The 20,433-nt window shown below is 53.5% G+C and carries 22 protein-coding genes; 12 read left to right on the forward strand and 10 right to left on the reverse strand.

Annotation, left to right across the window (positions count from 1 at the left end; translation table 11 throughout):
- Position 1: 1 nt before the first annotated feature.
- Positions 2-1,096: an efflux RND transporter periplasmic adaptor subunit gene (locus J7J49_RS11145; protein ID WP_215092561.1), complete on the reverse strand. Its 1,095-nt coding sequence runs from the start codon at positions 1,094-1,096 to the stop codon at positions 2-4.
- Between the two features lie 178 nt (positions 1,097-1,274).
- Here J7J49_RS11145 and J7J49_RS11150 point away from each other — a divergent pair, with 178 nt between their 5' ends.
- The gene (locus tag J7J49_RS11150) at positions 1,275-1,898 is read left to right on the forward strand and encodes a TetR family transcriptional regulator (RefSeq protein WP_064235309.1); all 624 of its coding nucleotides are present in this window, start codon (positions 1,275-1,277) and stop codon (positions 1,896-1,898) included.
- A 108-nt stretch (positions 1,899-2,006) separates the two neighbouring features.
- Here the strand turns inward: J7J49_RS11150 and J7J49_RS11155 are convergent, their stop codons facing one another.
- From J7J49_RS11155 to J7J49_RS11165, 3 genes are read right to left on the reverse strand one after another with little or no spacing between them, the layout of a single operon-like run.
- A complete protein-coding gene (locus J7J49_RS11155) occupies positions 2,007-2,915 on the reverse strand; it encodes an amino acid ABC transporter substrate-binding protein (protein WP_251048259.1) in 909 nt (302 codons plus the stop codon).
- Between the two features lie 12 nt (positions 2,916-2,927).
- Positions 2,928-3,821 carry an amino acid ABC transporter substrate-binding protein gene (locus J7J49_RS11160; protein ID WP_215092563.1) on the reverse strand — a complete coding sequence of 298 codons (894 nt, stop codon included), beginning with the start codon at positions 3,819-3,821 and terminating at the stop codon, positions 2,928-2,930.
- A gap of 4 nt (positions 3,822-3,825) precedes the next feature.
- Entirely contained in the window at positions 3,826-5,274 is a 1,449-nt protein-coding gene (locus tag J7J49_RS11165; protein ID WP_215092565.1) for a GGDEF domain-containing protein, read from the reverse strand.
- Between the two features lie 288 nt (positions 5,275-5,562).
- Here J7J49_RS11165 and codB point away from each other — a divergent pair, with 288 nt between their 5' ends.
- The 3 genes from codB to J7J49_RS11180 all read left to right on the forward strand — a co-directional run bounded on the left by codB (position 5,563) and on the right by J7J49_RS11180 (position 8,762).
- On the forward strand, positions 5,563-6,828 hold the full coding sequence (gene codB, locus J7J49_RS11170) for a cytosine permease (protein WP_215092566.1): 1,266 nt from the start codon (positions 5,563-5,565) through the stop codon (positions 6,826-6,828).
- 16 nt (positions 6,829-6,844) lie between these two features.
- Positions 6,845-8,098, forward strand: a complete 1,254-nt coding sequence (gene codA, locus J7J49_RS11175) for a cytosine deaminase (protein ID WP_215092568.1) — start codon at positions 6,845-6,847, stop codon at positions 8,096-8,098.
- A gap of 76 nt (positions 8,099-8,174) precedes the next feature.
- Positions 8,175-8,762, forward strand: coding sequence for a YbaK/EbsC family protein (locus J7J49_RS11180; RefSeq protein ID WP_251048260.1), 588 nt, complete (start codon positions 8,175-8,177; stop codon positions 8,760-8,762).
- Positions 8,763-8,873: 111 nt separating this feature from the next.
- Here J7J49_RS11180 and J7J49_RS11185 read toward each other — a convergent pair whose 3' ends face one another.
- Positions 8,874-9,329 carry a rhodanese-like domain-containing protein gene (locus tag J7J49_RS11185; protein WP_215092570.1) on the reverse strand — a complete coding sequence of 152 codons (456 nt, stop codon included), beginning with the start codon at positions 9,327-9,329 and terminating at the stop codon, positions 8,874-8,876.
- 10 nt (positions 9,330-9,339) lie between these two features.
- Positions 9,340-9,789: a GNAT family N-acetyltransferase gene (locus tag J7J49_RS11190; protein WP_215092572.1), complete on the reverse strand. Its 450-nt coding sequence runs from the start codon at positions 9,787-9,789 to the stop codon at positions 9,340-9,342.
- Positions 9,790-9,881: 92 nt separating this feature from the next.
- On the opposite strand from J7J49_RS11190, the gene pdxR reads away from it, so the two are divergent.
- The 3 genes from pdxR to J7J49_RS11205 all read left to right on the forward strand — a co-directional run bounded on the left by pdxR (position 9,882) and on the right by J7J49_RS11205 (position 12,888).
- Positions 9,882-11,363: a MocR-like pyridoxine biosynthesis transcription factor PdxR gene (gene pdxR, locus J7J49_RS11195; protein ID WP_353048374.1), complete on the forward strand. Its 1,482-nt coding sequence runs from the start codon at positions 9,882-9,884 to the stop codon at positions 11,361-11,363.
- Positions 11,364-11,513: 150 nt separating this feature from the next.
- Complete coding sequence (pcsA, locus tag J7J49_RS11200; protein WP_353047672.1) at positions 11,514-12,239, forward strand: phosphatidylcholine synthase; 726 nt, start codon at positions 11,514-11,516, stop codon at positions 12,237-12,239.
- A 25-nt stretch (positions 12,240-12,264) separates the two neighbouring features.
- Complete coding sequence (locus J7J49_RS11205) at positions 12,265-12,888, forward strand: DNA-3-methyladenine glycosylase I (RefSeq protein ID WP_064235320.1); 624 nt, start codon at positions 12,265-12,267, stop codon at positions 12,886-12,888.
- A gap of 67 nt (positions 12,889-12,955) precedes the next feature.
- Here the strand turns inward: J7J49_RS11205 and J7J49_RS11210 are convergent, their stop codons facing one another.
- Entirely contained in the window at positions 12,956-13,507 is a 552-nt protein-coding gene (locus J7J49_RS11210) for a fasciclin domain-containing protein (RefSeq protein WP_064235321.1), read from the reverse strand.
- A 185-nt stretch (positions 13,508-13,692) separates the two neighbouring features.
- Between J7J49_RS11210 and J7J49_RS11215 the strand changes: the two genes are divergently transcribed.
- Together J7J49_RS11215 and J7J49_RS11220 are read left to right on the forward strand one after the other, a co-directional pair.
- Positions 13,693-14,256, forward strand: coding sequence for a sigma-70 family RNA polymerase sigma factor (locus tag J7J49_RS11215; RefSeq protein ID WP_064235322.1), 564 nt, complete (start codon positions 13,693-13,695; stop codon positions 14,254-14,256).
- On the forward strand, positions 14,235-14,945 hold the full coding sequence (locus J7J49_RS11220; protein WP_215092576.1) for an anti-sigma factor: 711 nt from the start codon (positions 14,235-14,237) through the stop codon (positions 14,943-14,945). Before J7J49_RS11215 ends, J7J49_RS11220 begins: the two co-directional genes overlap by 22 nt.
- Before the next feature lie 31 nt (positions 14,946-14,976).
- On the opposite strand, the gene J7J49_RS11225 is transcribed toward J7J49_RS11220, so the two are convergent.
- Complete coding sequence (locus J7J49_RS11225) at positions 14,977-15,942, reverse strand: zinc-dependent alcohol dehydrogenase family protein (protein WP_251048261.1); 966 nt, start codon at positions 15,940-15,942, stop codon at positions 14,977-14,979.
- A gap of 200 nt (positions 15,943-16,142) precedes the next feature.
- On the opposite strand from J7J49_RS11225, the gene J7J49_RS11230 reads away from it, so the two are divergent.
- Positions 16,143-16,370 (forward strand): antitoxin MazE family protein, encoded by a 228-nt coding sequence (locus tag J7J49_RS11230; protein WP_215092578.1) that lies wholly within the window; start codon positions 16,143-16,145, stop codon positions 16,368-16,370.
- A 34-nt stretch (positions 16,371-16,404) separates the two neighbouring features.
- Positions 16,405-16,728 carry a type II toxin-antitoxin system PemK/MazF family toxin gene (locus J7J49_RS11235; protein WP_215092580.1) on the forward strand — a complete coding sequence of 108 codons (324 nt, stop codon included), beginning with the start codon at positions 16,405-16,407 and terminating at the stop codon, positions 16,726-16,728.
- Positions 16,729-16,752: 24 nt separating this feature from the next.
- Here the strand turns inward: J7J49_RS11235 and J7J49_RS11240 are convergent, their stop codons facing one another.
- Complete coding sequence (locus tag J7J49_RS11240) at positions 16,753-17,244, reverse strand: Lrp/AsnC family transcriptional regulator (RefSeq protein WP_215092582.1); 492 nt, start codon at positions 17,242-17,244, stop codon at positions 16,753-16,755.
- Positions 17,245-17,356: 112 nt separating this feature from the next.
- Between J7J49_RS11240 and J7J49_RS11245 the strand changes: the two genes are divergently transcribed.
- A complete protein-coding gene (locus J7J49_RS11245) occupies positions 17,357-18,850 on the forward strand; it encodes a pyridoxal-phosphate dependent enzyme (RefSeq protein ID WP_215092584.1) in 1,494 nt (497 codons plus the stop codon).
- 12 nt (positions 18,851-18,862) lie between these two features.
- On the opposite strand, the gene J7J49_RS11250 is transcribed toward J7J49_RS11245, so the two are convergent.
- Entirely contained in the window at positions 18,863-20,305 is a 1,443-nt protein-coding gene (locus tag J7J49_RS11250; RefSeq protein ID WP_215092586.1) for an aminotransferase-like domain-containing protein, read from the reverse strand.
- Between the last annotated feature and the right edge of the window lie 128 nt (positions 20,306-20,433).

Raw genomic sequence — 20,433 nt, forward strand, 5'->3', positions numbered from 1 at the left:
ATTAAAGCCCCTGCTCTTTTTCCCACGGCGTCACCTTGGTGTCCGTGGTTAAGCGGTGGGCTCCAGCTGCCACAATACGGTCGCCCGCTGATAAATCACCGGTAATTTCAAGCCCCTGAGAGGTTAGGGTACCTACCTCAACCGGCACCGCCTCGACGCTTTGGGATTCAATAAAGCGCCAAACCTGGGCCTGGTCGGGGTTATCGCCTGAATAGCTCACGGCGTCTGGAGGAAGGCGCCAAAGCGGAACAGCTTGACCGGATTGTAGAGTGCTTAAATCCAAGCGCACGTTAGCACTCATGCCATCCAACAGGGTGATATCGTCCGGCTGGGGCAGCGTGAGCGTGACTTCATAAGCCAGGCTCTGCGCACTGGCCTGAGTGGTATAGGAGGCTAGCTGGGCGAGATAAGGTTTATCGCTATTGCCAAAACGTACTTCAAACGCCAATGCATCCCCGAAGGGCGCTCCATTGCTGCGTGGTATGCGTTGCACGATCTGTTCGGGCAGATGAAAGACCACGTCTAGCTGCCCTGGCTGCTGGATCACCGCGACCGTCTCCTGAACCTGCACAATCTGGCGGTTATCCACCGGTACTTGGGCTATCACGCCGTCGTAAGGGGCGCGTAGCTTGGTATGTTCGACCTGCTCTTGGGCCTGCTCAAACGTGGCTCGCGCGGCCCGCCACTCACTCTGCGACTCATCAAACTGGGATTGACTCACCGCCCCACGTTGCAGGGTATAGCGCATGCGTTCCAGGGTTGCCTCGGCTAGCTCCAAGCGTGAGCGGGCGCTATCAAGCTCGCTTTGGACATTGCGATCATCAATGCGGGCGATCACCTCACCCTCGCTCACCTGCTGGCCGGGGCTAACATTGAGCTCCAGCAGTTCCCCGGCCATGCGAAATGACAAATTGCTGCGCGTAGAGGCTTCCACCCGCGCCGGAAACTGCCGCAAGGCCGCGGCATTGGCTGACTGCAAGGTGATCAACTTTACTGGCCGTGTGGTATCTGCTGACTGCGCCTGGGGTTGCTCGCAGCCCGTTAGCACGAGCAGGGCCAGTATGACGGGCAGTGAACGAAGAAAAGTAACGGGCACGAGTGGCTCCTTGATGGCGGACAGTGCGGATTTTCAAACCGGCCTTCAGAAAATAAAGTCAGTAACATACACTTCACTGACATTCATGAATGTCAGTGAAGTGTATAATAATCACCAACTGGCGACTTTGCTATCCATCGCTGCCAAAATACTGCGAATTTTATTAATAGGAGCCGCTATGTCCCGTCGTAAGGCTGACGCTGAGCGTACCCGCGAGGCGATTCTTGACGCTGCGGAAGCCACCTTTATGGCTCAAGGCGTTTCACGTACTACGCTGGCACATATCGCCCAAGCGGCCGGGGTGACCCGGGGGGCGATCTATTGGCACTTTGAGGATAAAGCAGCGGTCTTTGATGCATTATTGGAGCGAGTACGTATTCCACTTGATGAAATCGTTGATGATGCGGTACAGCAGCTAGGCGCGACACCGATCGAATGCCTGCACGATATTGCCCAACGATCACTCGCCGGCATTTGTCACGATTTACCGCTGCAGCGAGCAGCCACTATCGTGCTACACCGCTGCGAGAAATTGGAAGATGAGCACCCAAGGATCTGCATGATCACTCGACTTTCTGAGCATGCAGAGGCACAGGTAGAGCATTTGTTTGAACAGGCACAACTAGCCGGCACTTTACGCGCTAACCTAACCCCAGCCAGCGCCCGACGACAATTTCATGGCTTTTTGATTGGTGTCTGTTTTGACTGGCTACAGGATCCCCAGCAGCATTCTCTGGCCGATGAGAGCAGCGGTATCGTGGAAACGTTAATGCGTGGTTTATTCAGCACTCAAACGGCATGAGGCTAGACCCAAGCTTAAGGCGCTGATAACTATAGACATGGGCATTTAAAAACTATGTTTAGATCAATTGCTCGGGGGTATTTCTTCCCCCTTTTGCTCTCAGCATCTTTAATCTAAAGTCACGTCGCGAGGGGCAATAAAATGCTCAACCAATGCATCGCTCATCGGTACGTTAAGCGTAATTCCTTTTCCAGGTAGCGGCTGCTGAAACCAGCGTTGGTAAATCAAAGGCATCTCAGAGCTGGTATAAATCTCCGTGAGGGCTTTATTCACATGCTCAGCAAAATCGTTATCCCCTCGTCGCACCATAAAGCCTAACGGCTCTGTCTTGCTTATGGCTTCTTCGGAAAGCGCGTAAGCGTCAGGGTGATCGGACTCAGCAATCATTGTGCTCAGTAATATATCATCCATCGCGAAAGCCGCTACGCGCCCATCAGCGACTAAATCAAACGCTTCCTGCAATGTCTCTACTGGCACGACCGACAAGTTCAGCTGCCGTTCTCGATTTACCTGATTGATTTGGCTGACATTGACGGTGCCACGCGCCACGCTCACGCTACGCCCGGCCAAGTCTTCCAGAGTGGTAAACTCGCTCGTTTTCAGTGCCACATAGCGCACCGACACAAAGAAGTGGCTAAGTGCAAACTGCGCGCTCTGCCGCCGCTCTTGGGTATTCGTACTGGCATTACACTCAATATCGATATCGCCGCTATTGAGGAGTTGTACCCGGTTACTTGGCGTACGAGGCACATACACAATATCAAGGGAGGGAAGCCTCAATTGTGTTGCTAATCGTTGGGCCAGGCGCTGACAGATATCAATGGAATAGCCCACTACATTGCCTTGCTGGTCTTCATAAGAGAATGGCGCCGTATCACCATAGCCAACACGCAACGTGCCTGTTTTCTCTATGCGCTCAAGCGTATTAATAACGGTGGTGGCGTGTGCGTTTACTCCCGCTAGCATCACTACCATTCCCAGTAAGCTACCCCAGCGAAACAAGAAACTCCTGCGCATTAAACACCTCATCTATTCCACGTGCTGTTCGGGATTGGCGAAGATAGCGGCAAGCTTTGGTCCAAGCGGCAGGTTCAACACGCGACCATCAGGCGGGAGTGGCTGTAAAAACCACTTTTCATACAAGTTTTGAATGGTGTCACTCTGATAAATATCGCGCAGCTCTTTATTAACCATCTCAACAAAAACAGGGTCGTCAGGCGGCATCATTATGCCGTACGGCTCAGCGCTACTTAAGGTTGCTTGAGAAATATGAAAAGCAGCAGGCTCAGTGGCTGATGACACTAACCCTGCCAGCAAAATCTCGTCCATCACAAACGCGGATGCCTGTCCTGAAGCCACCATAGCAAACGCTTCTTCATGATTACGGCTTAGCATTACCGATATATTCAGCCTCTCGGTGCGATTGAGTTCGTTGAGCTGGGCAATATTGATAGTGCCCGTTGTTGACACCACACTGCGGCCCGCCAAATCCTGCACACTGTCCATATGCTGCTCGGCGAGGGATACATAGCGTGTCGCGGTCAGAAAATGAGGGTATGAAAAAGCGGCTTGGCGGCGACGTTCAGGGGTGTTGGTGGTTACGCCACACTCGATATCCACTTCGCCATTACGCACTAATATAAATCGATTAGCAGGCGTTACCGGCACGTAATTTATCTTAAGATCACCCAAGCCCAATGTTTCTTCCAGGCCTTCGATGACGTTTAAACACAGGTCAATCGCGTAACCTGTAGGCTGGTCGTTTACCAGGTAGGAGAAGGGCACTTCGCTGGAACGATGGCCGACAGCAATCTCACCAGCCGATGCAATACGCGACAAAGTAGGCGAGGCGGCGACCTGCTCATTAGCGGCGGCACCTTGCCACATCGCACTACTCACTAATACCGCTACTAGCCACTTCATAGGCTTACCTTTTTTCGATGATCCCAGAATCCATTGTCATCCCTGCGGCATAGTGCATACAGCGATCGCGCCCTTTCGCCTTGGCCGCATAGAGCGCCAGATCTGCGTGACGAAGCAGATCGTGGCTATTGCGACCATCGACTGGCGCGGTGGCAATGCCAACACTTACGCCAATGTTAATTTCCTGGCTATTAAACTGATACGGTTCACGCAGGGTAGACACAATCGCTTCTGCCAGCACCTTTGCCTCATTGGTGGCGCTACCCACGACGCGTTGAATGATGGCAAACTCATCGCCGCCAAGGCGCGCCACCAAATCATTATGGGTAAGTAGCCCCTGCACCCGCTGACTGACTTCAACGAGCAGAGCATCACCCGCCGCGTGGCCTAGGCTATCGTTAACTGCTTTAAAATGGTCAAGATCAAACAACAGGACATTAAATACGTCGCCTTGAAGCAGTGAGTGCACAGCAGTTTTTAACGCGTTATTTAATTGCACGCGGTTGGGCAATTTGGTTAGCTCATCATGATGAGCAAGGTGCTGAAAGCGTAGCGCTTCGTCTTTAACTTCAAGTAAGTGTTCACGCTCAATGACTTTTTTGCGAAGCCCATCTATGGCCTTTGCCATCCGGCCGATCTCATCGTTACGATCAGTGTAAGGTGTACTGCTTGCGGTCTGATTTTTAGCGATGTCAGTGAGCGACCTAATTAATACCGGCACAGGGGTAAATAACTGACGCATTAAAATAGTCACTAACAGGGCTGTTGCGATCAACACCACCAACAGCGCCATAAATGCTTTGCTGATCAGATCATTACGCATCTGATACAACCCTTCTTTCTGGCCTATAGTAGCCACTAAAACGCCCAATAATTGACCATCAGCAGTCACAATGGGCAGCGAACTAATAAAATGCTCTGCATCACCAACCTGGGCAAAGCCTACATAAAAATCATCAGCTTCTTCGCTGTTTTCCCATGAACTGACCGTCAGGCTAGCTGTCGGATCTGATGGTGGATTTAGCGCATCCGCCACTACATCAAGTGAACCATCCGACGACTTGGTCAATAGCCAAACATTGTTGCGTGTTTGTGCACTGGCCAGCGCCAATACGTCCACCGGACTAAACCCCGTTTCCAGAACGGACTCCTCATCCCCAATGGGACGTTCGGAGATAATCTGCGTGACCTGACCAGTACCATCTGTCTTAACCGCCACTGAGGTATAAATACGCCTAATAGTCGCACTCACTATCTGGGCATTCACCTGCGCTTCGCGCAACCACTGCTCCCGCGCCCCACGTTCAACCATAAAAAACCCCGACAGCGCCCCCGTTAAATACGCAAACAACACGCCCATCAGCATAAACATCACCACCTTACCTACCAGGGTATGATGCCAAGGAAGTTTAGCCGCAGGCAGTGACGCATTCCTATGCTGGGGTTCTGGCATGTACTCCGGTTCCTTTATGGCTATAGCTACAGCAGGCCTATCTAGTGTAATTGCGATGAGCAGTTGCTTCTTCGACTGGTTTTTTTTGACCACTCTATTGCTTCGCTAAGCGTATAAAATCATTTAGGCTTTAATCACTAAAGTATCATTAAAAAGAGCGGGCATGTCTTAAAAACATTACAAGCGAAATCATTCTTATTGATCTAGGCTTTTTGGCATATCTCTTGCTATGTAAGTAGCTAACAGCAAGTAGCTAACAGGTTCGCTTATCTATGTTAGGAGGTCATGATGCACCAGTCTGATTACCCGCTCAGAGAGGTTCCTATCGGCGCCCGCAAAGGCCTGCTTTCCACCTCAGCGGTACTGCTCGGCTTTACGTTTTTCACCGCCACCATGTGGGCCGGCGGCACGTTAGGCCAAGCCTTTCCGATTGGCCAACTGCTATCGATCATTCTAATCGGCAATTTACTGCTGGGGGCTTACGCGGCAGCACTTGCGTATATCGCTTGTAAAAGCGGGCTTAATTCAGTGCTGATGGGGCGCTTTTGCTTTGGCGAGAAGGGCAGCAAGCTGTCTGATTTCATTCTCGGATTTACCCAGATCGGCTGGTACGCCTGGGGCACCGCGACGATTGCGCTAGTGTTAGTACGCACCACCGGGATGCCTGAATGGCTGGAAATCCCCTTAATGGTGCTATTTGGTTTCGGTTTCTGCGTGACGGCCATGATTGGCTATAAAGGTATGGACTGGCTCTCCCGCTTTGCCGTCCCTGCCATGATGCTATTTATATTAATCAGTCTGTTTACTGGGCTGGTGGATGTGCGTGGCTTCGCGGGATTGAGCCAGCAAACGCCGACAGAAAGCATGAGCGTGGCGGCGGCGATTACCGTCATCATCGGCACTTTTATCAGCGGCGGCACCCAGGCGACTAACTGGAGTCGTTTTGCCAAGACGCCGAAAATCGCCGTCATTGCCACCATGGCGGCCTTTTTTGTGGGCAACGGTTTAATGGTACTGACTGGCGCCCTGGGCACCATGATTTACCAGCAGGCGGATATCGTGGATGTGTTGATCGCTCAGGGCTTTGTCACCATCGCCGTGCTGATGCTGTTTTTAAATATCTGGACAACCCAGGACAACACCATTTACAACTTCGCCGTGGCGGGCTGCAACTTGCTACGTACCGAAAAGCGCCGCTTAGTGACGGTAGGTGGGGCGGCCATTGGCACCGTGTTGGCGGTGGGCGGCATGTATAACCTTCTTATCCCATTTTTAGTGTTACTCGGCACCTTTATCCCACCCATGGGTGGCGTCATCATGGCGGACTTTTGGCTTAAACATAAAGGCCGCTACCCGTCGCTTTCGTCCGCTGCGCTACCCGATTTCAATCGCCGGGGGTTAGCTGCGTATGCGCTGGGGGCTGGAGCTGCCTACGTCTCCCCGTTACTCCCCCCGCTGGTGGGTGTCGCGGTGGCCGCGGGAAGCTATGCCGTGCTGCTGCGTTTAAACCACGCTACGCTGAGCGATACGCTTCCCTCTACTGCTAAACAATAAGTGAGCCGTTTTTTATATGCCTATGCAGATCATTAACGCCCGTCTTCGCCAGCGCCCTGAGCTTTATCGTATAGATATCGAAAACGGCACGTTCACTGCGATTACCGCCCAGGAGGCGCCGCAAACCGCGAGCGAAGGGCAAATAGATGCGGGCGCCAAACTCGTTTGTGCGCCCTTTATCGAGCCGCATATTCATTTGGATGCCGCCCTTACGGCAGGCGAGCCTAGCTGGAACCAGAGCGGCACCCTATTTGAAGGCATTGAGCGCTGGGGCGAGCGTAAGCCGATGCTCACCGAAGCGGATATTCGCGAGCGCGCCCTGAAAACCTTAAACCTGCTAATCGGCAACGGCGTTCAGTTTGTGCGCACCCACGCCGATACCAGCGACCCCAGCCTGATCGGCATCAAAACCCTGTGCGCCTTGCGCGATGAGCTAAAGGATAAAATCGATATCCAGGTAGTCGCTTTCCCACAGGATGGCCTGCTCTCCTACCCCGGCGGCGACAAACTGCTGGAAGAGGCGCTGGAAATTGGCGCCGATGTGGTTGGCGGCATTCCCCATTTCGAATACACCCGCGAGCTGGGCGTCGCTTCCATGAAGCGGGTCATCGAACTGGCGATCAAGTATGACCGTTTGGTGGATGTTCACTGCGACGAGATCGACGATCCCAATTCGCGCTTTCTCGAAGTATTAGCCTGCGAAGCACTATTTAACGATCTTGGCAGCCGCGTTACCGCCAGCCATACAACGGCCATGCACTCTTATGATAACGCCTACTGCTCCAAGCTATTCCTGCTGCTCAAGCGCTCGGGCATTAACTTTGTCTCCTGCCCCACCGAAAGTATTCATTTGCAGGGGCGTTTTGATACCTATCCGAAACGGCGCGGCGTAACCCGGGTAAAAGAACTCAACGCAGCGGGTATCAACGTCTGTTTTGCCGAGGACTCCATCTTCGACCCCTGGTACTCGCTAGGTAACGGCAAGCTGCTACGCACGCTGGATTTTGGCCTGCATATCTGCCAAATGATGGGCTATCAGGATTTCAGCCAAGCGCTTTCTCTGATCACCGACAACAGCGCCCGCACAATGAATATCGAAGCGCGTTACGGCATTGAGGTAGGTAAACCCGCTAGTTTCAACCTGTTAGACGGCGAAGATGACTACAGCGTGCTGCGCACCCAGGGCGAGGTGCTGCTTTCGGTGCGCCATGGCGACATCATCATGCAGCGCACGCCCGCAAAGATTACGACACCCCAGTGGCTTGGCTAATGCACCAACGGCACGTTAGATTAACCATTTAACTGTCCAATGTTAGCAACGAGTATTAATAACCGGGGGAACCACAATGGGCATAGAGACCGTTCGCCAGTTTTTTGCCGAGCACGCGCCGGATATAAAAATCGAAGAACTTGATACCAGCACCGCTACGGTGCAGTTGGCCGCCGACGCCCATGGCGTCGCCCCAGGCCAAATTGCCAAAACCCTGGCATTCAAAGTCGGTGAAAAGCCGCTATTGATTGTCGCCAGTGGCGATGCGCGTATCGACAACCGCAAGATTCGCGACACCTTCGGCGGTAAGGCTAAAATGCTCGATGCTGAAACCGTCATGGAACTCACCAGCCACCCGGTCGGCGGCGTTTGCCCCTTCGGCCTCGCCACAAACCTGCCGGTTTACTGCGATGAGTCGCTCCACGCCTATGACGAAGTCCTCCCTGCGGCGGGCTCATCCAATAGCGCCGTACGTCTAAGCCCCAAGCGACTGGCCGAGCTAGTCAATGCAGAATGGGTGGATGTATGTAGGTTGCCAGAGAGTGATTACTTACTCAGCTCTCAAGCCAACGCCAAACATTTAGAGACATCAATTGAGCAATACCATTCTGGGCAAACAAAACAATGCCCATTAATGGATGAGCAGCAGTTTAAGAATCGGTAGTTCTCAATCCAGTTCTCCACCTTTAACTGAGCAGCTTACGTTTCAACAAATCGCTTATTATTCATCATGCCTTCAAAACAGAAGCTCGCTTAATTTAAAATACGAAGCGAGCTAACACCCACACGCTACAGGCACTGCATTCAACAAGCTTCCCTGTGGCGTACCTGTTTGGATGGGGTGTTGATCTCGACGCCAAAAATCCAACCCTCCGAGCAACTCTTTTACCTGCAGCCCAGCACTTGCCATCTTCCAAGCACCTTTGGTTGAGCCATTGCAGCCAATGCCATCGCAGTAAGCGATATAGACCAACGTATTATCTAGTTCAGCCAAGCGCTCTGGTGTCATTTCCTTGTGCGGTAGACTTATCGCCCCAGGAATATGTCCGGCACAGTAGTGTTCAAAACTGCGGGTATCGATCACGACAATGTCGCTAATGCCATTAGCCAAGTCCTGCGCCACATCCCAGGCATCGGTGTGATAACAAAGCTTGTCGTACATCGCGGTGGCCATGGAGGCAGGCTTTACAGGAGGAAATGCCAGCACTGCAGATTGATGCTCATTGCTCATCGTTTTCCCCTTATTTCACGTCCAGCAAATAACCATAAAACGCGGTATTGCGCTGCCAGCCTAACGATTCATAAAGGCGCTGGGCACGCTCGTTCTCTACCTGCGTCATTAATATCAAACGTGCGACGCCGTGATCGTGGGCTAGCTGAGTGGCGGCTTCCATTAACGCTCGTCCCGTGCCTTTTTCACGGCAGTCGGGTAGCACAAAGAGATCATTCAGCGTCCAGCGCGCATTTAAGCCCACCGTGGAAACCCCAGGGTAAAGCTGCACAAAGCCAGTGAGTTCTCCTGCACTGGTTTCGCTCACCAAAATAAACGAGTCCCCGAGTCCCATGCGCTGGCGCAGAAAATCACGCGCCGCCTGAATATCACTCTGTTGTGCATAAAACTGGCGATAGCCATCAAGTAATGCACTAAGAGGTTCTAAGTCACTGAGTACTGCCGAACGAATGTTAGCCATAACGGATGCTCCTTGAGTGTGGTGATTAACCCCAGCTTGCCGCTATAGTGGTCTACGATAAAGAGCCACTTATGGCTAAATTGAGAGAACCAGTGAAACGACGAGACGCTGCAAGCGACTGGGTAGTGGAAGCGTTAGCACTCAGGCTAAACACGCATGAAGCTGCCACGCTTGTTCGGAAGCTCTATGGCTCGCTTAAAGAGTGGATTCAACACGGTGAGCTAACGGCAGGGGATGCGCTGCCCTCTTCCCGCCACTTGGCCCGCGCTTTGGGTGTTAGCCGCAATACGGTGCTGGCCGCCATGGATAGGCTACTGGCGGAAGGATTGCTGATTTCCCGCCAGGGGGCGGGGCTCTATGTGGCCGACCTACCCACGCTGTTAACCAAGACCGAGCTTCCACCGCATTCGCCGGTTCGCTACTCAACGCGGGGCAACAAGCTGTTAGCGCTGAGTGGAACGTTAAGCCAGGGACATCGCGCCTTTGCCCCAGGCGTCCCGGCACTCGACCTGTTTCCCCGCGAGCAGTGGCAGCGCCTGTTGCGTCGTCATTACTATCACGCACAGACAGCATGGATGGATTATCAAACCAATGGCGGGCTACCTGAACTGAAAACGGCCCTTTGTGATTATCTGCGGCTTTCCCGTGCCGTGCGCTGCCAGCCGGAGCAGATCGTGATTACCCAAGGCGCCCAGCAGGCGTTTGAACTGATTACTCAACTACTCACCGATCATGGTGATTCTGTTTGGATGGAGGAGCCGGGTTACGGCGGCGCCCAGGCCTGTTTTTTGGCGTCAGGCTTAACGGTAACGCCGATTCCCGTAGATCGAGAAGGGCTAAATCCTTCACTCGCTCCCGCGAATGCGACAGCACCTCGGCTTATTTATGTCACACCCTCCCACCAATACCCCAGTGGCGTTACCATGCCAGTTCCCAGACGGCTGGCATTACTTGAGCACGCTTCCCGCACCGGCAGTTGGATCATTGAAGACGATTACGACAGTGAGTTTCGCTACGATACACCGCCCACACCTTCGCTACAGGGGCTCGCGGAGCAGACATCGGTTATCTATGTCGGCACCTTCAGTAAAGTGCTCTATCCCGGCTTACGTTTAGGCTATCTAGTACTCCCCATCACGCTCGCCGAAGACTTTAGGCACGCCCATGCGCGATTGCACCGCGAAGGTAACTACCCCGTACAATCAGCGCTTGCTGAATTTATTGCCAACGGGCACTTTACACGCCACATCACCCGCATGCGGACTGCTTATCGTCAACGACAGGCGTGCTTACGAACGGCATTAGCGCCTGCGGTAGCCAAAGGGCTTGAGCTTTCTGATGGTCATGCCGGTATGCATCTGTTGGCCAGGCTCAATACCCGTGCGCAAGAAGACCAGCTCGTTGAGCGCGCTGGCAAAGTGGGCATTACCCTTTCGCCACTTTCTCGCTATTACCTCTCTGGAAACAAACATTCAGGTTTAGTGCTTGGCTATGCAGGTTCAACGGAATACGAGCTGATGGAGGCAGGTAGATGGCTAAGCGACGCTTATTTGGCAATAAGAGATGACTCATAATCATTACCTTGATAAACCAAGACCCACCCTGCCATAAATGGATGCACTTGGCGTATTCTCTGGAAGCATTCCTGTAGTAGTGTATCTTTCTTTACAGGCTTATCTATTCACCAAACGCAAAGGGGACAACACGTTCCCAATGGGGTCAACGTGGTTCAATCTCTTTCTTCGCACACAGAATCCCGCGCCTCACGATGTAAAGCATGGAGCGTGCATATATTTACCGCCAGTGGTGTGCTGCTCGGTACAATGGCGTTGCTCGCACTGGTCGACGATAACCCGGTTGCCTGCCTTCTGTGGCTAGGCGCCGCGATGATGATCGATGGTATCGATGGCACCCTGGCGCGTAAGTATGAAGTGAAGGCCATACTGCCCCATTTCGATGGTTCAACCCTCGATATGGTCATCGACTATCTGACCTGGGCCTTTATACCCGCCCTATTTATTTACTACTTTATTGAATTACCGCCCTATTTAGGGCTGCTATCGGTGTTTATTATTCTGTTGTCATCGATGTTCTGTTTCTGCAATACCAATATGAAAAGTCGGGATAATTACTTTGTTGGTTTTCCTGCCGCTTGGAACATCGCCGCCGCCTATTTTTATATTCTCGATTTCCCACCGTTCGTCACCTTTGCCACTATCGTACTGCTGGCCATTCTCACCGTGACTAAAATGAAGTTCCTCCACCCATTTCGGGTGCGCCAGTTCATGCCGCTCAATATCGCCGTCACGCTGGTGTGGTGTGTATGCGCCACATCACTGGTGTTATCCAGCCCCGAGCACGCTCTATGGGCACTGTGGGGGTGGGGCATTACATCGGTTTATTTTATCGGCATGTGCCTATGGCGTACCGCCCAGGAATGGTTTGATTAGGGCCTGTTTAAGAAGCGAGTAGCTGATGACCAACGACTTTATCGCCCCTGACGGGCATCCTCGCTGCCAGTGGTGTGGCGGCGCACCAGAGTTTCTGCCCTACCATGATAACGAGTGGGGCTTTCCGGTAGACGACGATCAGCGGCTGTTCGAGAAGCTGTGCCTGGAGAGCTTTCAGTCAGGCTTAAGCTGGCGCACGATTCTCAACAAACGCGAGAATTTTCGCGCCGCCTTTCACCACTTCGATTTCCACCAAGTCGCTCGCTTTGGCGAAGACGACGTGCAACGTTTACTTCAAGACGCGGGGATTATTCGCCACCGTGGAAAAATCGAAGCAACCATCAACAACGCCCAACGTGCAAAGGAAATGGTCGAGCAGGAAGGCTCATTGGCGGCGTTCTTCTGGCGCTATGAGCCAACCGAGTTAGCAGAGCCACAAACCCAGACTACCTCGCCCGAATCCGTCGCCCTTGCCAAGGAGTTAAAAAAACGCGGCTGGAAATTTTTTGGCCCCACCACCGCGTTTGCCTATATGCAGGCCATGGGGCTGCTTAATGATCACACGGAAGGATGTGTCGTTCGCGAACAAGCAGCTCGCGCCCGAGAAGGATTTGTGCGGCCATCTGATCGACAAAAAACCACCGCCTAGCAAGCCAGGCGGTGGGCAAATGTAACCTCAAAAGAATAAATGACATTATCCGATATGAGCTGAAACTTTAGGGCATTAACACGCTATCAATCACGTGGATAACGCCGTTCGCCTGCGCTACATCGACGACCGTGATATTGGCACTGTTACCCTGAGCATCCATGACCATCAAGTTGTTGCCGTTGCGCATAACGGAGAGATACTCACCTTGCACGGTTTTAAACGCTACCGTGCCGTCATTCTCCATTACCTGTTCTAACAATACTTCTCGGGTCAGATTGCCAGGCACCACGTGGTACGTTAATACGGTTTGTAACTGCGCTTGGTTTTCAGGCTGTAGCAACATATCCACGGTGCCATCGGGAAGTTTTGCGAAAGCATCATCAATGGGGGCAAATACGGTAAAAGGGCCTTCGCCTTGCAGCACATCAACCAGTTCAGCCGCTTGAACGGCGGCGACGAGTGTTTCATGGTCACCCGAATTCACCGCATTTTCGATGATATTGCGCTCAGGAAGCATGCTAGAGCCGCCTACTGTGGTGGGGCCATGAGCAGCAACAGCTACACTCGTGTATAGGGCAGCGGCACAAAGGCTAGCAGTAAGAAGTTTAAGTTTCATTGGGGCATCTCCTGGTTGTTGTTAACAGAGCTCAACAATGCAAGCTCACTAACACTTACGGCGCCAGGTAGCGAGTGGATGCAACTATCTCAACAATATTTATTCACCGCTGAGACCTCTCCTATTGCCTTCAACGGCTGACTCACCAAGACTGACGATTCGGTTTACTGTGCAGAGATGCCTGAATGCTAGATGCTACGCAACGCCACCAATATCTTGTTGAGCAACTAAACGGCTGCGCCCAGGGCGACCGCAGCGCATTCGAGCGCCTCTATCGTGTCTCCAGTGCGCATCTATATGCTCAGTTGCTGCGTATAGTAAGAGATGAAGGTGCCGCACAGGATTGTCTGCAACATGTGTTTATCAGAGTCTGGCATGCTGCCGATCAATACGACGCCACGCGAGCCAAGCCAATGACCTGGCTTTCCACACTCGCCCGCAATATTGGCATCGACTGGCTGCGCCGCCAAAAGCCCCAGGACACCACCACCGATGAACCTTTATTGGCTACCCTGTTAGGCACCGACGATCCTGAGGATGACAGCATCAGTCATCAGCAAAACGCTAAACTTAAAGACTGCCTTGATACACTCAGTCGCCATCAGCGTCAGTTAATGGAGATGGCCTATTTTCAGGGCATGACTCACAGCGAGCTTGCTAACTCTCTGTCCCAACCGCTGGGCAGCGTCAAAAGCTGGATCCGCCGTGGACTTGAGAGGTTAAAAACATGTCTAACCAATGGGATTTAAGCGACCCTGACGACCGCCACTTAGCGGCTGGCGAGTACGTGCTGGGCGTATTGGATAGCGATCAGAAAGCACGCTTTGAAGCGCTGTTGGCTGTCAGCCATGACCTACGTAATGACGTGGAAGATTGGCGGGAATATCTGCACTTATTCAACGAACAGTTGGATCCTAAGACACCGCCCAAGGAGGTCTGGCAGCGCATTACCCAGGCAACTGGGGCCTCGCCTCTGCGCTGGTGGCAACGCCTGGGCGCATGGCAGGCCATGGCGGCCAGTTTTGGGGTCATTGCGGTAGCGCTGGGCCTTCTTTGGCAACAAGCTGAACTGACCCTACCATCACAGGGAGAGGCGGTCTTCGTTGTTCAGGACGAATCACGCACGCCAGGCTGGATCATTAGCGCGACTCAAGAGGGAGAGCTGATCGTGCAAGCGGTTCAACCGACCCAGGTCGACAGCGAACAGACCGGTGAACTATGGTTGATCGCCGATGGCACGCCCATTTCGCTTGGCCTATTACCTGATCAAGGTAGTCATCGCCTGGAGCCCAGTGCCGAGCTGCGCGCACAGCTATTCAGCGCCGATTTAGCCGTCAGTGTTGAGCCCCTGGGAGGCGCCCCAGGAGGCCAGCCAACCGGCCCGATTATCGACCATGGCCGTTTGACGCCGGTGGCGGGCAGCAACATCATCTTTTGATAATAAGTTGCTTTTATTCGTTCCAAATAAGTCACTTATCATGAGGCGCCAGATCAGCGAAATCTAAAATTACTTTCTGGCTACTCGGGCAAAGCGCCATCTCGATAGCTTGGCGCCACTCTTGGCTGGGAAAGACTTGATAATTCGGCAGCTCTGTCTGGCCTAAAAGGCCCCAGATAGCTAAGAATTTACGCTGCCAGGTTTCTGCAGGCATTCCGGCCAAACTATCGCGCAGGTGGAACCGTTTATAGTGAGCGCCAGGCTTGGACGCCAACTGAATCGCCTGCCCCGTTAATAGCCCATAAGCAATAAACCTCGTTCCCGGTGCCATTAGTTGCAAGATATTTGCCGCAACGGGCCCTCCTAAAGCGTCAAACACGATGTCCGTCTCACGGGCCACAGAGGAGATCTGGGACATATTTTGGATAGATACCGGTTTGATACCAAGCTTTTTCAGGCGGGTAACTCTGCTGTCGGAACGATATATGCCAACGACTTCCTTGGCGCCGTATTGATATGCCCATGCCCCAAGGTATTCAGCACAGTTCGAACCCGCTCCAGTAAGAAGCACACGCTTCCCCTCGACGGGCCACGTTTCAAGCATGGTTAGGGCAGCCAAGGGGTTAATGTAGGCGCGTGCGGCAACGTCGTCAGCAATGGTATCGGGAACGGGCACTGCAAGAGCGGGATCACACTCCACAATCGTCTGCCAGGTACCATCGCCTCGTAATGGAAGCACACGCTTTCCGATCAGGCTGGAATACTCTTGCGGAGCATCAATAACACACCCCACCCCTTCGTAACCAGCGACAGCGGGAAGCCTTACACGGTGTGAATAGGCACCGGTGATGGGAATGAGGTCAGACGGATTAACAGGGGCGTACAACATCCGAACCCTGAGTTTGTCTTCACTGAGGCCTGGGACATCCGATGTTTCCATTTTCAATGTTTCCAGTGGCATTCCGAACGTGCGATAGGTAAGAGCATGACGACGCATGGATACCTCGAAAATGGGAGATTTCGCTGATCAAACGATATGAATCAGATTGAAGGGGGCAAGGATGCGGCCCAACATCGCTTTTGCCTTTATACAGACCCACGCAACCCGTTTATTAGGTAACCCTTGATGTCGATATTGCAAATAGAAGAAAGGCAACTAAGCTGTTACATGTAACACAACAACCAAGAGCTTTCACCATGACTGCCTCCGACATCAATGATCGTGTGCAGAAGCACCGCGCAACGCTTAGGGCGTCTGGGCTGCGCCCTATTCAAATTTGGGTGCCGGATACGCGGCGTCCCGGCTTTAGCGAAGAGATAAAGCGACAGTGCGAAACAGTGGCAAAAGCAGACAATGCTGACCACGATCTACAAGACCTCATGGATGCTACTTTGCTAGATGTGGATGACGAGTGGGAAGTCTAAGGCAGAAAATCACCGAAAGTATGAGGTGGAAAGCATGAGGCGCGGAGATCTGATGACGGTTGCCCCGCCAGGGGAGTTTGGCAAACCGCGCCCAGCACTGGTCATACAATCCGATCAATTCTCTTCCACCGCGACTGTCACCGTGCTCTTGCTTTCAAGCACCCTCATTGATGCGCCACTGATGCGCATTGAGGTATTGCCTACGTCGGAAAACGGCTTGCAAAAGCGATCCCAGGTCATGGTGGATAAACCCATGACGGTAAAACGTGACAAGCTAGGCGAGCCTTTCGGTCACCTCGACGACAGCACCATGGTAATGATTAACCGCTCGCTGGCCCTGTTCCTCGGCTTTGCTTAGAACATCAATTTCCATACCCACAACTCATAAAGGCAGCGCGTATCCCGATTTGACTACGTCCATGGAAACCAGGGTTGTGAACGAGCGCACATTAGGGTGCTCCATCAGCGCCTCCCGGGTGAAGTCTTCGTACTCCTGCAGCGTACGGGTCACCACTATCAAAACGAAGTCCATACTCCCTGTCACGTAATAGCACTGCTGCACGTTGGGGTGCTCCCGCATCCGCTGCTTGAACTCGTCGACATGCTGGTTGCGTTCATATTCGAGATCTACACCGACGATACAGGTAATTGGCAAGCCTAGTGCTTTCGCATCTAGCCGCGCCTCCTCCTGAACAATAACACCCCGCGCCCTTAACCGCTTGAGCCGCCGCTGAACCGCCGCCGCCGACAAACCAACCGCTTGCCCGATACTCTCCCCCGTCACGCGCGTATCGTGCTGGTAAATAGCCAAAATCCGACGATCAAAATCATCCAATTGCTCCGCGGGCCGCTCGCCCGCAGTTTGGTCACTCATTATGCAGTCTCCCCGCAATGGCCCGCTAGGATATGCGGCCAGTAAAAAGGTCTTGCCCGTTAAGCTAACGCAACTCAAGCAAAGACTTAACCATACAGGCGGAGACAACACCATGAGCCAAGTACGCACGATCCTGACCGAGGGCGACCCACGCTTAAGAGCCGCTTCCCAGCCAATAGAAGAAATCACCTCCGATATAGTAAAGGCGATTACCGAACTGCATGCCACGCTTGCCGATTTCAAAGCGCGAACCGGCTTTGGCCGTGCCCTCTCTGCCCCTCAAATAGGCGAGCCGTTACGCATCGTGGCGGTTCAATTGGGAGGCCGCCCGTTTACATTGATCAATCCCGTTATTGTCTGGCGAAGCGAAGAGACGCAACCGGTATGGGACGACTGCATGAGCGTGCCCAACCATATTGCCAATGTTAGGCGCCACGCCAGCATCAGCCTGACTTACCAGGACGATAGAGGCAAAGCCTGCCACTGGAATCGCCTTTCAGCGTCACTGGCCGAACTGATCCAGCATGAGGTAGACCATCTTGATGGTGTGCTAATGGTGGATCGGATAGAGCGCCAGGAGGATTTGCAGCCTATCGCTCACCATGCCGAGCTAATTGCCCCCCAGCGCAGCGAGCACCGCATCAAGCTGGAGCATATTGCCGCTGCCTCCAGACGCATCAACCCCACCTTCCTGGCAACCCCACAGTATCGCTCTCCCTCTCTCGATACCACGTTAAGGGTCGCCATGACACTGAAGGTCGAAACGCTCAACCCCCTGCGCAACTTCAAAGGGCGCGGTGCCGACCATTTTGTTTCCCACCATATTCAGCAAGAGAAGCCTGCTCCGCTGGTTTGCGCCAGCGCCGGTAACTGGGGGCTAGCGCTGGCGCATGCCTGCAAGCAGCACGAGCTGCCCCTCAGCGTCTTTGTCGCTGAAAACGCTAACCCACTCAAAATCGCCGGTATTCGCGCACTAGGTGCGGAGGTCATCAGTGCGGGAGAGGACTTTGATCAAGCCAAACAGGCAGCGGCTCGCTTTGCTCAACAACACGGAAGCTTGTTTGTAGAGGATGGACGACAAGCCGAGATTACCGAGGGCGCAGGCACTATTGCGGTCGAAATGCTCGCCCACGGTGACACATTCGATACGCTGCTGGTGCCCCTTGGGAATGGCGCACTGATAAACGGCGTAGGCCGCTGGTTCAAAGCCTCTTCACCCGCCACCCGGGTGATCGGCATCTGCCCTCAAGGCGCGGATGCCACCTGGCAAAGTTGGAAGCGCAGTACGCTCGTTGTTAATGATCGAGTGGATACCATGGCAGATGGTGTGGCGGTTCGCGCTCCTATTATCGAGGCACTGGAGGATATGCGCGACCTAGTCGATGACATTTGGCTGGTGGACGAAACCAGCATCGAAGACGGCATGCGCCTTGGTCTGGAACATCTGGGGCTGCTACTGGAACCCGCAGGCGCTCTTGGCTTGGCAGCCGCCTATACCATGCGTGATCAGTGGCCTGAGAATGCCCATGTCGCCACCATTCTGACCGGAGCCAATCCTCCTCCAACACTTACCGACTCGTTACTGGCGGCCTTTCCAGCTAACTGAAAGGAACACTACTTACCCTACACCCACTTCATGCGCCTGCGCCTCCTCCACCATCTCGCAAGCAAGCTCCCCCACGGTGCGCACGGCGCTTTCGATAGCAGGCGTTAACGTAAACGCATAGTTCAAGCGCAAACACTGGCGAAACTTGCCCGAGGCTGAAAATAGCGACCCTGGTGCGACGTGGAGGGCTCGCTTTGCCAAGCGTTCGTTTAGGCGCACGCAGTCCACTGCGGCGGGCAGCTCTACCCAGAGCAGAAAACTCCCCTGCGGGTAGCTGATGCCAGACCCTTCAGGAAAATAGCGCTGCACCCAGCTAATCATAATATCGCGCTGGCGCTGATACTGGCGGGTGGCGTAACGGACATGGCGCTCGTAGTGGCCTTTGGCGACGAACTCCGCCACGGCCAGTTGCGGCAGCGTGGCCGAGGCGCCGGTGGAGACGTACTTCATATGCAGCGCCTGATCCCGGTAGCGGCCCGGCGCCAGCCAGCCCACTCTTAGCCCTGGCCCCACTGTTTTGGAAAAGCCGCTGCATAGCATGACGCGGCCATCGTCATCGAAGGATTTCACGGTACGTGGCCTGGGCAGGGTAAATGACAAATCACCGTAGATATCGTCTTCAATAATCGCCACATCAAAACGCTGGGCGATCTGAAACAGTGCCCGCTTGCGTGCTTCAGGCATAGTGTAGCCCAGCGGGTTGTTGTAGGTCGGCGTGACCTGTATTGCCCGGATAGGCCACTGCTCCAATGCCAGCTCAAGGGCTTCCAAACTGATGCCCGTTTGTGGGTCGGTGGGGATTTCCAGCGCTTTTAAGCCGTTGGCCTTGAGAATCTGCATGGTGCCGTAAAAGCTGGGTGAGTCCACCGCCACCACATCGCCAGGCTGGGTGAGCGTGCGCAGCGAAATGGCTAGCGCCTCCTGACAGCCAGTGGTCACCATGATGTCGTCCGGGTGCAGCAAACAGCCAGAGTTAATCGCCAGTCGGGCTACCTGCTGACGAAGCTCGGGGCTACCGCTCAGCTTGTCGTAGTTAAACCCATGCAGGTCATTGCCGCGATGCAGTCCAGCGAGAATTTTCGACAGAGGCCGCAGCGTCTCATACTCAAGATTAGGTATGCCACGGCCTAATAGCAGCCGCTCATCATCCCGTTGGGTGGCAACCAGCTCTAGGACTTGATCCCATTGGGAAATATCAAGCGGGCGTTGGGCAGGCCTTGAGACCGAAGGCAACACCGAGGGCACCCGGCTTGGCAGCACAAAGTAGCCAGACTTGGGACGCGACTCGATCAATGCCACATCCATCAGTTGGCGATAGGCCTCCTGAGCTGTTGAAATGCTGACGTCCAGCTCCTGGCAGACTGCACGAATAGAGGGCAAGCGATCCCCCACGCGGTAAATGCCATGCTCAATACGCTCGCGCAAAATGGTGGCAACTTCTTCATAGCGCGTCATGACAACGACCCTCTCGAAACACAGAAACAATACAGATGCTTATTTATAGCCCATACAGAGAAGAAAAGCACTTCGTCTGTATCCAAAAAATATAAAAACCTATATCTGTATCGTAACGACGTCACTGA

The organism is Halomonas sp. ISL-56, assembly GCF_018612805.1.
Lineage (GTDB): Bacteria > Pseudomonadota > Gammaproteobacteria > Pseudomonadales > Halomonadaceae > Vreelandella.